8 protein-coding genes are annotated in these 14,056 nt (G+C 48.8%); 3 read left to right on the top strand and 5 right to left on the bottom strand.

Features of this window, described 5'->3' with window-relative positions:
* Nucleotides 1-96: 96 nt before the first annotated feature.
* Complete coding sequence (locus tag KUA48_RS04985; RefSeq protein WP_256624503.1) at nt 97-4,185, top strand: hybrid sensor histidine kinase/response regulator transcription factor; 4,089 nt, start codon at nt 97-99, stop codon at nt 4,183-4,185.
* A 96-nt stretch (nt 4,186-4,281) separates the two neighbouring features.
* On the opposite strand, the gene KUA48_RS04980 is transcribed toward KUA48_RS04985, so the two are convergent.
* Nucleotides 4,282-6,261, bottom strand: a complete 1,980-nt coding sequence (locus tag KUA48_RS04980) for an OPT family oligopeptide transporter (RefSeq protein ID WP_218433607.1) — start codon at nt 6,259-6,261, stop codon at nt 4,282-4,284.
* Nucleotides 6,261-7,133, bottom strand: coding sequence for an aldose 1-epimerase family protein (locus KUA48_RS04975; RefSeq protein WP_022121584.1), 873 nt, complete (start codon nt 7,131-7,133; stop codon nt 6,261-6,263). Before KUA48_RS04975 ends, KUA48_RS04980 begins: the two co-directional genes overlap by 1 nt.
* Nucleotides 7,134-7,361: 228 nt before the next feature.
* On the opposite strand from KUA48_RS04975, the gene KUA48_RS04970 reads away from it, so the two are divergent.
* Nucleotides 7,362-8,243, top strand: coding sequence for a DMT family transporter (locus tag KUA48_RS04970; RefSeq protein ID WP_153072706.1), 882 nt, complete (start codon nt 7,362-7,364; stop codon nt 8,241-8,243).
* A 185-nt stretch (nt 8,244-8,428) separates the two neighbouring features.
* Here KUA48_RS04970 and KUA48_RS04965 read toward each other — a convergent pair whose 3' ends face one another.
* The 3 genes from KUA48_RS04965 to KUA48_RS04955 form a co-directional block, all read right to left on the bottom strand.
* Complete coding sequence (locus KUA48_RS04965; RefSeq protein WP_117586008.1) at nt 8,429-9,340, bottom strand: LysR family transcriptional regulator; 912 nt, start codon at nt 9,338-9,340, stop codon at nt 8,429-8,431.
* 178 nt (nt 9,341-9,518) lie between these two features.
* On the bottom strand, nt 9,519-10,970 hold the full coding sequence (locus KUA48_RS04960) for a threonine/serine exporter ThrE family protein (RefSeq protein ID WP_194251945.1): 1,452 nt from the start codon (nt 10,968-10,970) through the stop codon (nt 9,519-9,521).
* 6 nt (nt 10,971-10,976) lie between these two features.
* Nucleotides 10,977-12,665: a putative transporter gene (locus tag KUA48_RS04955; protein ID WP_118189829.1), complete on the bottom strand. Its 1,689-nt coding sequence runs from the start codon at nt 12,663-12,665 to the stop codon at nt 10,977-10,979.
* Between the two features lie 275 nt (nt 12,666-12,940).
* On the opposite strand from KUA48_RS04955, the gene mnmA reads away from it, so the two are divergent.
* On the top strand, nt 12,941-14,020 hold the full coding sequence (gene mnmA, locus KUA48_RS04950; protein ID WP_040552972.1) for a tRNA 2-thiouridine(34) synthase MnmA: 1,080 nt from the start codon (nt 12,941-12,943) through the stop codon (nt 14,018-14,020).
* The last annotated feature ends 36 nt before the right edge of the window (nt 14,021-14,056 follow it).

Raw genomic sequence — 14,056 nt, 5'->3', positions numbered from 1 at the left:
GGGGCTTTTTTTGTTCATTTTATTGCTATTTCTCGTTATATTTTTGTAATTTTGCGGCATTAATTTATCTAACAACAGAAAATAAAGACTCATATAATGAGAAAGATATCTATACTAATGGTTTCTGTGCTCTGCATGATGATGCCTGTAGGGGGTGAGGCTCAGGTGCCTACCGCCTTTGTTTCGAAAGGAACTACGGATATTCAGGCGCAGCCACATACGATAACGCAAACCAGTTCCGGTGCACAATGGGCTCGTGTCGACCCTATGGTGCGCTCTATCACGATGGATGATGGTTTGCCGAGTAATTCCGTGCGTAGCGTGGTTCAGGGTTCTAAGGGATACATGTGGTTTGGTACAGACAACGGATTGTGCCGCTTTGACGGTTATGATGTCAAAACCTATTATAATCCCTTTACGACTGTAGACCAGTATGTAAGTGCCTTGACCGCTTGTGAAGAAGGACTCCTCGTAGGTTGCAATAATGGAGCCTATCTGTTCAGTTATGAAACCGACCGGTTCCAGAAACTGAGCGATAAGATTACGGCTCCTGTTCTTAATTTCTCGCTTGACGGCGATCAGAATGTGTGGATTTCTACCAACGGACAGGGGGTGTTCAGATACAATCGGACTACTCACGAACTGCACCAGTATCCGATGAAGAATATTCAGGGTATAGTGCAATGTATGCTGGTTGATGCCAATAACCAGGTATGGATGCTCTCTAATCATAGTAAAGCCAGCATCTATCATCTCAATAAGTCGACCGACCAGTTTGAGGCTTTCCCGGTAAAAGGCGATGCAAACAAGTTTTATGGCCTGGCGATGCTTGCCTCACCAGATGGCAATATTTATGTCGGAACCTGGGATAACGGACTTTTCAAACTAAACGCCGATGGTAGTGCCGAGCAGCTCATCAGCGGAACTCTGAGTAATGCAGTTCATCATATCCACCAGCTTTACAACAACGGCAACAAGTATATTCTCATAGCCAGCGATGATGGATTGGTGCAGTATGACATCCAGAACCGCTCCTGGAGAATGTTGTCGGAAGTAAACAATCCGAGCCGGAGCACGAGCGAGCGTTTTGTTTATGGTATTGCGGGCGATAATGAAGGCGGCATCTGGGTTACTACTTTCTATGGAGGTGTGAGTTATCTTCCTTCTACGAGTATTGAAGAACGTTTCCGTGCTTACTCAGCCCGCCAGGGGGGATTGCGCGGTAATGTGGTAGGAAGATTCTTCGAAGACCAGCAGCATCGCATCTGGATAGCTACCGATGATGCCGGACTCGACTGCTTCAATCCCCAGACCAACAGTTTTGTTCCTTATCCGGGCAAGGCGGCTATGGGCAAGTATAATGTTCATGCGCTCTTTGCTGATGAAAACGATCTGTGGGTGGGAACCTATGGTAATGGTGTCATCAGAATGAATATGGCTACCGGAGCGCAGCAGATTTTCCAAACCGATGGAATGGTTTCGGGAAGTAATGCCTATTGTATTTATCGCGACAGGAAGAACCGGCTGTGGGCGGCTTCGATGGATGGAGCCAGTCTTTTCGACGAAGGTCAGCAGAAGTTCAGAAGAATCAAGTCGTTCAAGTCGCTTACCATCGATATCAAGGAAGATCCTCAGGGCAACGTATGGTTTGCTACCCAGGGAGGTGGCTTGTGGCGCTTGGGTAAGAATAATGCCTGGAAACAATATAAACATGTAGAGAATGATTCTACTTCGCTGGTGAGTGATCAGGTGAACTGTCTGACTATTGGCGAAAAGGGGCAGCTCTATGCTGCAACCGGCGACGGACTCTGCGAATTCCTGCCTTCTAAAGGTATCTTCCGCCGTATCTCCATCGATGCGCCTAGTCAGGATTTCACGAGCCTTGTAATTTCGCAGGGAGTAATGTGGATTTCTACAAGCAAGGGAATTGTGAAATATACGCCGGGTGAACCTGTCCAGCTATTCAATAAATATGACGGACTCACCTGCAACGAGTTTATGCCAAATGCCGGACTCCTGGCTTCTGACGGCAGAATCTATTTCGGTTCGACAAGAGGTTTCAACTGTTTCTATCCATATCTCGTCAAGATTAACCAGGTAGCTCCTCCTGTGGCAATTACCTCGGTAGAACTCTTCGGAAAGCCGATAGAGGCGGGAAGCGACCAGTTGGATAAATCTCTGAGTCATGCTACAGAACTTAATCTGTCTCATAATGAGAATACTATCAATATCTCGTTTGCAGCCTTGAGCTATGTATCGCCTGAGAAGAACCAGTATGCTTACAAGCTCGAAGGAATCGACAAGGATTGGGTTTATACCCATGAGCATCGTGCCAACTATACCAACCTTCCTGCCGGAACCTATACCTTCCTGGTTAAGGCAACCAATAATGATGGCGTATGGTCGAAGAATGAGGCAAAACTGCAGATTGTGGTTCATCCGCCGTTCTGGTGGTCTTTACCAGCCAAGATTCTGTATCTTCTGCTTATCGGTTACGCAATCTATTGGTTCACACAGAGCCGGTTGAAGCGTGAGAAGCGTCGCCATCAGGAAGAACTCGACCAGTTGGAGCGCAAGCAGGATCAGGAGATGAGAGACGCCCGCCTGCAGTTCTTTACGATGATTGCCCATGAAATCCGTACGCCGGTAACGCTTATCATCGGACCTTTGGAGAGTCTGAAAGAGCATTGGAAACAGGTTTCCGGAAAACTTTCTGATGGTGAGACTATCACGCAGACGCTTTCTGTTATCGATCGTAACGCCCAGCGTTTGCTCCTGCTCGTCAATCAGCTGCTCGATTTCAACAAGGTGCAGCAGAAGGGCATGCAGGTTCATTTCCGCTTGAATAACATTTCAAAACTGATGCATGCTGTGGCTGAGCGTTTTGCTCCTACCTTCGAGCAGAAAAGCATCCGTTTCAAGGTAGATTATCCAGCCGATGATCTCGTGGCGATGATAGACCAGGAGGCGGTTACCAAGGTAATCAGCAATCTGATGACCAACGCCTTGAAATATACGGAGGATTATGTGCGCCTGTCCTGCCGCCTGCTGGAGGATGGAACCCATTTCCGCATCGAGGTAGAAGACAACGGATTGGGAATCAGTCCTGACGAGAAGAAGAAAATCTTCGGAGCCTTCTATCAGGCACGAGATAACAAGCCGGGAACCGGAATCGGTCTCAATATCGTGAAGAATCTCGTTGAGGCTCATCATGGTATGGTAAATGTAGAATCGGAAGTAGGCAAGGGCTCTACCTTTATCGTAACCCTGCCGCTCAACCAGCTGGATGCTGTGGTAGAGAAGGCGGATGAAATGGTGAAGGAAGAAGAGGCTGCCGCAGAGGAAAGTCTGCTGACAGATGCATCTCTGGCTGAACAGGGTTCTGAAAAGGCAGGCGAGGCTGTTGTCAGTCCACTTCGTGAACCGGTAAAACCGGCGATGCTGATTGTGGATGATGATGAAGACATGCGCCAGTTTGTGAAGGCTCATTTCGAGAAAATGTATACGGTTTATACAGCCGACAACGGAAAGGATGCACTCCGAAAACTGGAGAAGCATCCGGTTTCGCTCATCATAAGTGACTGGATGATGCCTGAGATGGACGGTCCGGAGTTCTGCCGTAGGGTGCGTGAGAATTCAGAATACTCTCATCTCCCATTCGTAATGCTCACGGCAAAGACCGATGATGCGTCAAAGACGGAGAGTATGAACTGTGGAGCTGATGTTTACATAGAAAAGCCGTTCTCGATGAAGTATCTTGAGGCGAGCGTAAGACAGCTTCTCGAGATGCGCCGTCTGTTGAGGAGTAAGTTCTCGCATACTCCGCTTGAGCCGATAGCAGAGATTGCTCCAACTCAGGTTGATAATGCGTTCCTGGAGAAGATGTCGAATATTATCGAAGAGAATGTGGCAAATCCGGAACTCAACGTGGCGTTCCTTGCCGAGAAGATGGGCATGAGCCGCTCGTCGCTCTTTAATAAGATTCGCGGTCTTGCCGATGTTACGCCAAATGAGATGATCCAGCTCGTGAAACTGAAGAAGGGCGCACAGCTCCTGAAAGAAGGAAACTACCGCATCAGCGAAATCAGCTATATGGTAGGTTTCAGCAGTCCTAGCTATTTTGCCAAGTGTTTCCAGAAGCAGTTTGGCGTCAAGCCGATGGATTTCGTGGCTGCGGAATCGTAGGATAAAAGAACTATTCGGATAGAATAAAAAATCGCCTGGGTGCTCAGATGCATCCAGGCGATTGTCTTTTATTATAAATAGGGGTTGTCCTATTCTTTATTTCTTTGTGGCTCTGATAAAGAAACCGATGAGGCAGATGTAAGCCAGGAGCGAACAAACCTCAGACATCGGATTTACCCACCAGCTGTCGGCGATGCTTACCTCGATACCGCCAAACTTCAGAAGGGCGCTAACCACACCCATCAGGGCTCCACCGGCGATGAAACCGCTGGCGATGAGCGTTCCCTTCTCACCACGTTCGCTGTTCACCTTGGCATCCTTGCTGCGCGAAGTAACATACCAGTTGATGGCGCCACCCACGAGCAGAGGAACGTTCAGTTCCAGCGGAATGAACATACCCAGAGCGAAAGCCAGGGCAGGAATCTTGAAATAAGTCAGCACGATGGCTATTACGGCTCCGATACCATAGAGCACCCAAGGAGCGCCCACGCCATTCATCAAAGGGTCGATGACCGCAGCCATCGCATTAGCCTGAGGAGCAGCAAGCGAACCTGATGCGAATCCGTAAGTCTCGTTCAGCAGCATCATCACGCCGCCCACGGTAGCCGCACTCACCAGGGTACCGAGGAACTTCCATCCTTCCTGTTTCTTAGGAGTTGTTCCCAGCCAGTAACCAATCTTCAGGTCGGTAATAAACGAACCTGCTACCGAGAGGGCTGTACAAACCACACCACCCATAATCAGGGCAGCCAGCATGCCGCCAGGACCTTTCAGACCTACAGCCACCATCACCACAGAGGCGAAGATGAGCGTCATCAGGGTCATTCCCGAAACAGGGTTTGAACCCACGATAGCGATGGCATTAGCCGCTACGGTAGTAAAGAGGAAGGCGATGACAGCTACGAGCAGGATGGCGATAATGGCGAAGAGAAGGTTGCCCTCCATCACGCCAAACCAGAAGAAGAGGAAGGTTACGAGGATGGTAACGAGCGAACCGATGGCGATAATCTTGAAAGAGATATCGCGTTGGGTGCGCTTCACGTTCTCATCTACATCGCTCTTGCCCTTCAGCTCCTTGGCAGCCAGTCCTACGGCGCTCTTGATGATGCCCCAGCTTTTGATGATGCCGATGATACCCGCCATGGCGATACCGCCGATACCGATGCTGCGGGCGTAGGCACGGAAGATTTCCTCCGGACTCATGGCGCCCACGGTCTTCACGATGCTAGGATCCCAGGCGCTCAGCACGCTATCATGGAAGATAACGCTCATGCCCGGAACTATCAGCCACCATACTACGAGCGAACCCAGACAGGTGAAGAAGGCATACTTCAATCCGATGATGTAACCCAGACCTAATACGGCAGCACCTGTATTCACCTTGAACACGAGTTTCGCCTTGTCAGCCAGGTCGCATCCCAGACTTACCACACGCGATGTGAAATTCTCGTTCCACCATCCCAGGCTGGCTACGATAAAGTCGTAAAGACCACCCACCAGTCCGGCTATGAGCAGCGGCTTAGCCTGGTCGCCACCCTTGGCTCCGCTTACCAGTACCTGTGTGGTAGCCGTAGCTTCAGGGAATGGATACTTACCATGCATATCGCTTACGAAGTATTTGCGGAAAGGAATGAGGAACAGGATTCCCAACACACCTCCCAAGGCAGAAGCCATGAAAATCTTCATAAACGAAGTAGTCATTTCCGGGTATTTAGCCTGCAGGATGTAGATGGCTGGCAGGGTAAAGATGGCTCCTGCCACCACAGCACCCGAACAGGCTCCGATGCTCTGGATGATGACATTCTCGCCCAGCGCCTTGCTACGCTTGGTAGCGGTACTTACGCCCACGGCGATGATGGCGATAGGGATGGCAGCCTCGAACACCTGACCCACCTTCAAGCCCAGATAGGCTGCGGCGGCAGAGAAGATGACTGCCATCACGATACCCCATGTAACCGACCATCCGTTCACCTCAGGATAAACCTTGTCAGGCGACATCAGCGGCTTATATTCCTCCCCGTCTTTCAGTTCGCGGAATGCGTTCTCGGGGAGTTGCAAATTGTCTTTTTCTTCCATTATTTCTCTATTCTGATGATATACTCACTCATGAAACTTGCACCTGGCTGCAGACGGTTCATCAGATACTTGTCCTTAAACTCGCCATCATATTCAGCCCAGTCGCTCAAACCATACCATGGCTCGATGCAGATGAATGGAGCGTGCTTGCCTGTTGGGTTCCAGATACCTACGGCTGGAGTCTTGAACTCGAGGGTTACATGAGGTTCGCCCTGCTCGTTGAGAATGCTCACCTGCTTAACCTGACTCTTGTCGAAGATAACAGCATCTTCTGCGAAAGTCTCCTCGTTTACTTCCCAGATACCCTTGTCGGTTTCTACGGTTTCCTTAGCCTGACGGTCGATGCATCCGCCTACGTTACCATAGAGACGAACAGGAGCCTCGTTGTCGAGTTTCAGGGTAGCCTTCATTTCTTCGCCCTTCTTGCAGCCAGGAACCATGAATGCTGGGTGACCGCCAATCTGGAAGAAGATTTCCTTGTCGTCGGTATTCTCTACGTGCCAGATGACATGAATCTCGTTGCCCTGCAGGCGGTAAGAAATGGCAAGGTTGAAGTGGTAAGGATAGTTCTTCTGAGTCTCTTCGTTGTCGATGAGCGCGAAGGTGAGGCGGTCGGCAGTCTTGCCAACGAGTTTGAACTCTGTATCGCGTGCGAAACCATGGCGAGGAAGGTGATACTCCTTACCCTCTGTGCGATAAGTGTCTTTCCACAATCCGCATACGATAGGGAAGAGGATAGGAGAGTGGCGGTTCCAGTATTTCTCGTCGCCATCCCAGAGATATTCATTACCATTAGCATCCTTGATGCTCTGAAGTTCTGCTCCGAGAGATGAAATCTCAAGTGTGAGCTGATCATTCTTAATCTGTTCCATTGTTATTAATTCTTTTGTTTAGTTTTTAATGTTTCATCTGATTATCTTTTTTCAAAGATATTGCAAAGGTACAATTTATTTTCGTAAAGCACAAGAAAAGAGCGTTTTTTCTCAGATATTACAATATATTTATACGATTTTGTTAGCTTATCTCGAATATTTGCTGTAACTTTGTAGCCCGAAATAGATAGATAACAAGAAGTATAAGAAAAAATAGTATTTAATCTAATGAGAAGCAGTAATAAAGTTAAAGGCTTTGCGGCGGGCATTGTTGCCGCAGTATGTTATGGTACCAATCCTTTGGGCACGCTCGAACTCTATGGCGACGGATTCAATTCCAGTTCTGTACTCATCTATCGTTATCTCTTGGCGGTACTGATGTTTGCCGTGGTGATGCTGTTTCGCAAGGAGAGTTTCAAGGTGAAGTGGGGACATCTGATTCGTCTTGGCGTGCTGGGCTGCATGTTTTCGCTCTCATCAGCTACGCTTTATGTCAGTTTCCATTATATGGCGGCAGGTATTGCCAGCACCATCCTCTTCGTTTATCCTATTATGACGGCCATCCTGATGACGGTCTTCTTCCACGAGAAGGTAACGTGGTCTACCTCGCTTGCCATTCTTCTGGCGGTATCGGGAGTAGGATTGCTCTATCAGGGCGATGGAAACGATAAGTTGAGCACGGCGGGTTTTGCCCTCGTCATGTGTTCATCCCTGCTCTATGCCCTTTACATCATCTCCATCAACCAATGGAAGAATCCGGGCATGTCGAACATCAAGTTTACCTTTTATATATTAGTCTTCGGACTGCTTACGATGTTTGTCTATTCGTTTATTGCAGGCGAGCCGATACAGATGCTTCAAACACCTAAACAATGGCTCTGTGCTGCCCAGCTGGCTTTGTTGCCAACGGTATTGTCGCTTTTCTTCATGACCATCTCCATCAATCTCATCGGCAGCACGCCAGCCGCCATCATGGGAGCCCTGGAGCCTGTAACGGCGGTAATCATCGGCGTCTGCATTTTCGGCGAGAGTTTCTCCCTTCAGCTTGCCTTCGGCATCCTCGCCATCCTGGCAGGTGTAACGATTATCATCGCAAGAAAGAAAGGGTAAAAAGGTAAAAAAGTAAAAGGGTAAAAAGCCCCCTTGCGTCCCCCGTTCCCAGCGATTCCATCGCTGGTCCCCATAAAGGTAAAAAGAAGAAAAAATCCTCGCTCGAAAAAGAACTCGAACGAGGATTTTTTTATCTGTTCTAGCCGCAAGCAAATAGGCTCGCGAGCCGCCAGGCGTTAAGATGATTATCTCAGGATATCCTTCAGCGCAAAGTTGGCGAGGATGCTGGTGCTCTGGCTCAGCATGCGGATGAACTCCTGGGCTGAGTTTTTCATGTAAGCATCTTTCAGAATGTGGATGCAGCCATCCATTTCGTTGTCGGCAGCATCGATAGGAATCGCCTTCATGCCGTTCTGCAGAATGGTGGTCGATTCGGAGAGAATGGTCACCAGATTGCTGCGGCTCAGAAGGTCGAAGATGATGTTTACATTATTCACCTCTACCATAATCTTGTAGTTCAAATCTTTGCCCTCTACCATGTGATCAAAGGCGTTGCGTGCCTGCAGACCCTTGCAAGGAAGGATGAGGTCGTAACGCTCCAGATCGGAAAGCTTGACCGATGAAAGGCGCGCCAGCGGATGATTCACGTTCACGATGGCGGCAAGACGGTTGCTGAAAATAGCTCGGCTGTCTACCGCCTTTTCGTTCTTCAGAGGCTTGAAAGCCAGAACGAGGTCGAGTTCGCGCTTCTTCAGTCCGTCCATCAGTTCCTGCATGGTGCGGTATTGGATGTTGAGCTTTACATGAGGATAGGCGTGGAGAAAGGCGATGAGCGTCTCGGACATGATGTTGCTGAAGGAGAACGTTACGCCGATGTTCAGTTCGCCTGTAAGCATTTCCTTCAGATCGTTCATGTGGTCTACACAGGCTTCGGCAGAATTGACCGCGTTTTGGGCGTAAGGTCTCAATTCCTTGCCCGCCTCTGTGAGGTAAACCTCATGAGAATTGCGCTCGAAGAGGGGCAGACCAATCTCCTGTTCCAGATGCGAAATCTGTTGTGAGAGGGTACTCTGGGTGATGTATAACTTGCGCGAAGCTTCTGAGAAGTTGAGCGTCTCGGCTACCTTCAAGAAATATTTCAGTTGTCGTATTTCCATATTGTTCCTTTATTGAAGCTATCGGCTATAGAAATAACCGATAGCTAAATTTGGGTGCAAAGATAAAACATTTATTTTAATATCCTCTTTTGGGGAAGAATAAAATGATGTTTTATCGCATCTCTACTTCTTTTTATCCGGTTATCATCCGATGAAAATCAGATTTCCAACCAGATGATTATTTGATTTCTACTTCGTGCAAATCTACGAATTCGCCATTCTTCTTCTTTCTTTCTACCAGCATGGCAAGCAGCTTGCGCTTGCGGTTGTCGGCGATGAAACGGCGGAAGAATACGTTTGGAATTGCCACACCCAGGGCGATGCAGATGATGGCGAGCGAAGCCTTGATGAGGTTGTTCATACCCACGGTTACTTCGCCTATCACGCCATGAATGTCGATGAAGGCAAAGAGGGCGCGATACATCAGAACTCCCGGTACCATTGGGATAACGCTAGGAATGGTGATGCATTGGTGAGGGGTATGGAACCAATGGCGCGCCTTGATCACAATGATGCTGATGAGCGCAGAACCGGCAAGCGAACCGATGCTCAGACCCATGTCGAGACCGATGTTGCCGTTAGATGGACCCAGATTGACGAAATTGCGGAAGCATACGGCGATGATACCGCCCACGGCTACAACCGGCAACAGACGGCGAGGTATGCTGAAGATGGTAGAGAAACCCATGGCCGATACGGCAGCTGCTATGGCAAACTCCCAGTATTCGTGATGAGGAGTCATCGTAAGATCCTTCACAAAGTTGTCGATATGGCAAACCTGGATAGCGAAGGCGATACCGAAAGCCATCGCGAAGATCATCAGCAGGGTGTTCAGGGCACGAACCATTCCCACCTCAATATATCCGTCGAGCATATCGCACACAAAGTTGATGAGTGGAACTCCCGGCACGATGAAGAGGGCACACGCCATCAGCGGATGCCAAGGGGTATCTGAATGCATGAAGGCTGGAAGCGCTTCGGCAATAGATGGGTTGAGCGAAAGGAATGAGGTCAACCAGGCTATCAGGGTGGCTACGAAAGCCGAAATGCCGATGGCTACATAGTTGTTGCAGCCTTTGGTTGGCAAGAACATTCTCAGGCGGAAACCCAATATGGCTGCAAGCGAACAGAAGAAGAAGGCTGGCCAGTCGCAACCGAACTGGATGCAGAATCCGCCGCAGGCAAAACCGCCACCGATGGCTACCTGCCAAGGGGTGAAGCTGCGTGGGGTGGCCTTGATGTCGTTCAGGGCCTGCTCATACTGTTCGAGCGAATAGTTTTCCTTGATGGCCTTCCAGGTGAGCTTACTTACCTGGGAAATAGAGGTGAGGTTGATACCGTGCTTCTCGCATCTCTGGAACTTGGAGAAGGAATGCTCCTCGTCGCTATAGTTTACCATCAGCACGTTCCAGTTGATGTAAAGGTGCATGTATCGCTCGTCGAGACCGAGGAAAGCTGCTGCACGCTTCATGGTTCGCATGATGCGGGATGTGTCGGCAGCACTCTCCATGAGAATGCTACCGGTACGTAATAATAAGTCGAGTTTTCTTCTGAGTTCTGATTCTGCTATTTCCTTGCAGTTGCAGTTGTCCTCTACGCAAGCGCAGGTTTTCAATTCTTTTTCTGTCATATATGTTTATCCGAATACAAAAATAATAATCTGAATGGTTACAATTCTGAGGAACATGGCGAATGGATATACATTCGCATAGCCTACTGTTGGCGCATCTGCCGAAGTCTGCTCACGTACGTAAGCCAGGGCAGAAGGGTTGGTGTTGGCACCTGCCAATACGCCGAGTAATGTATAATAATTGATGTGGAACACGAGCTTGCCGATGATGCCGCCCAGAATGATTGGTATCATGGTGATGGCGATGCCGTAGAGTATCCAGGTCAGTCCGCTTTCTGATGCTACGGTCTGGATAAACTGTTCGCCTGTGCCGAGACCCACGCAAGCCAGGAAGATGCAGATGCCGATTTCGCGAAGCATCAGGTTGGCTGAAATGGTATTGTAGGTAACGAGGTTGTATTTCGGTCCGAAGTAACCTATCAGAATGGCTACTACCAATGGACCGCCGGTAAGTCCGAGACGCAGATTCTCGTTGATGCCTGGGATGAAGAACGGAATGTTGGCTACGATACAACCCAGCATGATGCCCAGGAAGATTGGGATGAGGTTAGGGTAGTTCAGACGCTTCATCTGGTTACCCAGCACCTTCTCGGTATGAGCGATGGCGAGTTCCTTGCCCACTACGGTTACGCGGTCGCCCAACTGGAGTTTCAGGTCTGGGGTCGCGATGAGGTCTACACCATTTCTGTTCACGCGGGTAATGTTGGCGCCAAGGTTGCTTCTAATCTGCAACTGGCTGATGCTCTTGCCGTTGATGCCCGGTTTGGTAATCAGGATTCGGCGGTTGATGAGTTCGCTGCTGAATTCCTCGTCCTTTACGTCAACCTTCTCGCCGAGCAGGGCGATGATAGGTTCTTCTACGGTAGGATGAGCCACAATCTGCAGAATGTCGCCCTCTTCTATCACGGTCTGTCCGTTAACCACCTCGTTCTGGCGTTCGCCGTTGTTACGGATAATCTTGGAAACCATGAAGTCGCGCTTCAGGAGATAGCGGATCTGCTTGACGGTATCTTTGAAAACCATCTGGTTAGAAACCTTTACGGCGAAGGTGTTCAGGGTCATCGCTTCAAGATGTCCTTTGCCTCGCTTAGCTTCATCCTCTTCCTTCTGCTTGTCTACGCGTAGCGCAAACCTTAATATAATGAAACTGAGGATAACGCCGAGCACACCCATAGGATAGGCGATGGCATAGCCGGCTGCGATGGATGGGGCGTCGATGTGGCGCAGGTCGCTGAATGCCTGCTGGGCTGCCCCCAATCCAGGAGTGTTGGTTACGGCACCCGAAAGGATACCTGCCATAGAGGTGATGGATGTTCCCGAAAATGAGAAGATGACTAAGGTAGTAATGATACTCAGGGCCACAACGATCATGCTGAGCAGGTTGAGACTCTTGCCGCCGTTCTTGAACGAAGCGAAGAAGCCCGGACCTACCTCCAGACCGATAGAGTAGACAAAGAGGATCAAGCCAAATTCCTTGAGAAAGTGGAGCAGATGCTCGTCAAGGTTGAGAGAGAAATGTCCAAAGATAAGACCGATGAACAGAATCCAAGCCAAGCCCAGGGAAACACCTTTTACTCTGAGCTTACCTAAACACAAACCCAAGGCGATGACCAGCGAAAGAATCATCACAGAGTGGGCTACTCCGCCTCCCCAAAGGTCTGGGAAGCCATAAAATAGATTTTTTAAAATCTCCATTTTTCTTTATCTATTAATGTAAATACTGAATTTTCAAAAACATTCTTTCTTATCGATTTCTGAAATCGATTGCAAAGGTATGGATAAAAACGAAAGCAAAACTCGTTTTATGTTTAAAAGCTACGAATGCGGCTATAAGTGTTTTCTATAACAAAAATAGGCTTTGCGGGCTTTTTTTTTCTCTTTCTTATGCATTTCTAGCCCTTTCTTTGCTTATTATATCAGTTTTTTTTCGTAATTTTGCAACCGGATTATTATAAACAGGAAAGAATATGCTGAATATTGATGAAATAAAAGATAAGAGAATTGCCGTGCTCCTTTCGGGAGGTGTCGACAGTTCGGTTGTGGTTTGGGAGTTTGCCCAGCTGGGCCTGCATCCTGATTGCTTCTACATCAAGATTGGTCCTGAGGAGAAAGAGGAGTGGGACTGCTCTTCGGAGGAGGACCTGGAGATGGCTACGGCTGTGGCTAGAAAGTATGGGTGCAAGCTGCAAGTGGTTGACTGTCATCATGAATATTGGAACGAGGTAACCCGTTATACGATGGAGAAGGTGAAGGCGGGTTTTACGCCTAATCCGGACGTGATGTGCAACCGCCTTATTAAGTTTGGCGCCTTCGATGAGAAGATGGGGCACAACTACGACCTCATCGCCACGGGGCATTATGCGCAGACCGAAACGGATGAAAATGGCGATAAATGGCTTGTCACGAGTCCTGATCCTGTGAAAGACCAGACCGATTTCCTGGCTCAGATAGAGAGCTGGCAATTGAAAAAAGCGATTTTCCCTATCGGCCATCATATCAAGAATGAGGTTCGCGAGATAGCCGAAGAGGAGCATCTGATAAATGCCAAGCGCAAGGACAGCCAGGGAATCTGCTTCCTGGGACAGATAAATTATAATGATTATATCCGCCGTTATCTGGGCGAAAAGCCGGGCGATGTCATAGAGATGGAGACGGGCAAGCGCATAGGCGAGCACAAGGGTTTGTGGTTTCATACCATCGGCCAGCGCAAGGGCTTAGGCTTTGGCGGCGGTCCCTGGTTCGTGATTAAGAAGGATGTAGAGAACAATATCCTGTATGTGAGTCATGGTTATGATCCGCAGTCGGCCTACAAGAAGGATTTTCCTCTCCATGATTTCCATTTTCTTACGCGCGAGGTAGCTATGCAGAAGGTGACTTTCAAGATTCGTCATACGCCGGAGTATCATCCTGCTACTATAGAAAAACTGGAAGACGGCCGCTGGATGATTCATTCAGAAGAGGCAATTCATGGTGTGGCTCCCGGCCAGTTCTGTGTAGTTTATGATGAGCATCATCATCGTTGCTATGGCTCGGGCGAGATTACGGTATAAATATTTTAAATTGAAAAAAGGGATGAGTCATCAATC

It is taken from the genome of Segatella copri, from assembly GCF_019249795.2.
Classification (GTDB): domain Bacteria; phylum Bacteroidota; class Bacteroidia; order Bacteroidales; family Bacteroidaceae; genus Prevotella; species Prevotella copri_B.
Note: the sequence above shows the minus strand (reverse complement) of the source record. Positions and strands in the feature narration are given on the sequence as shown.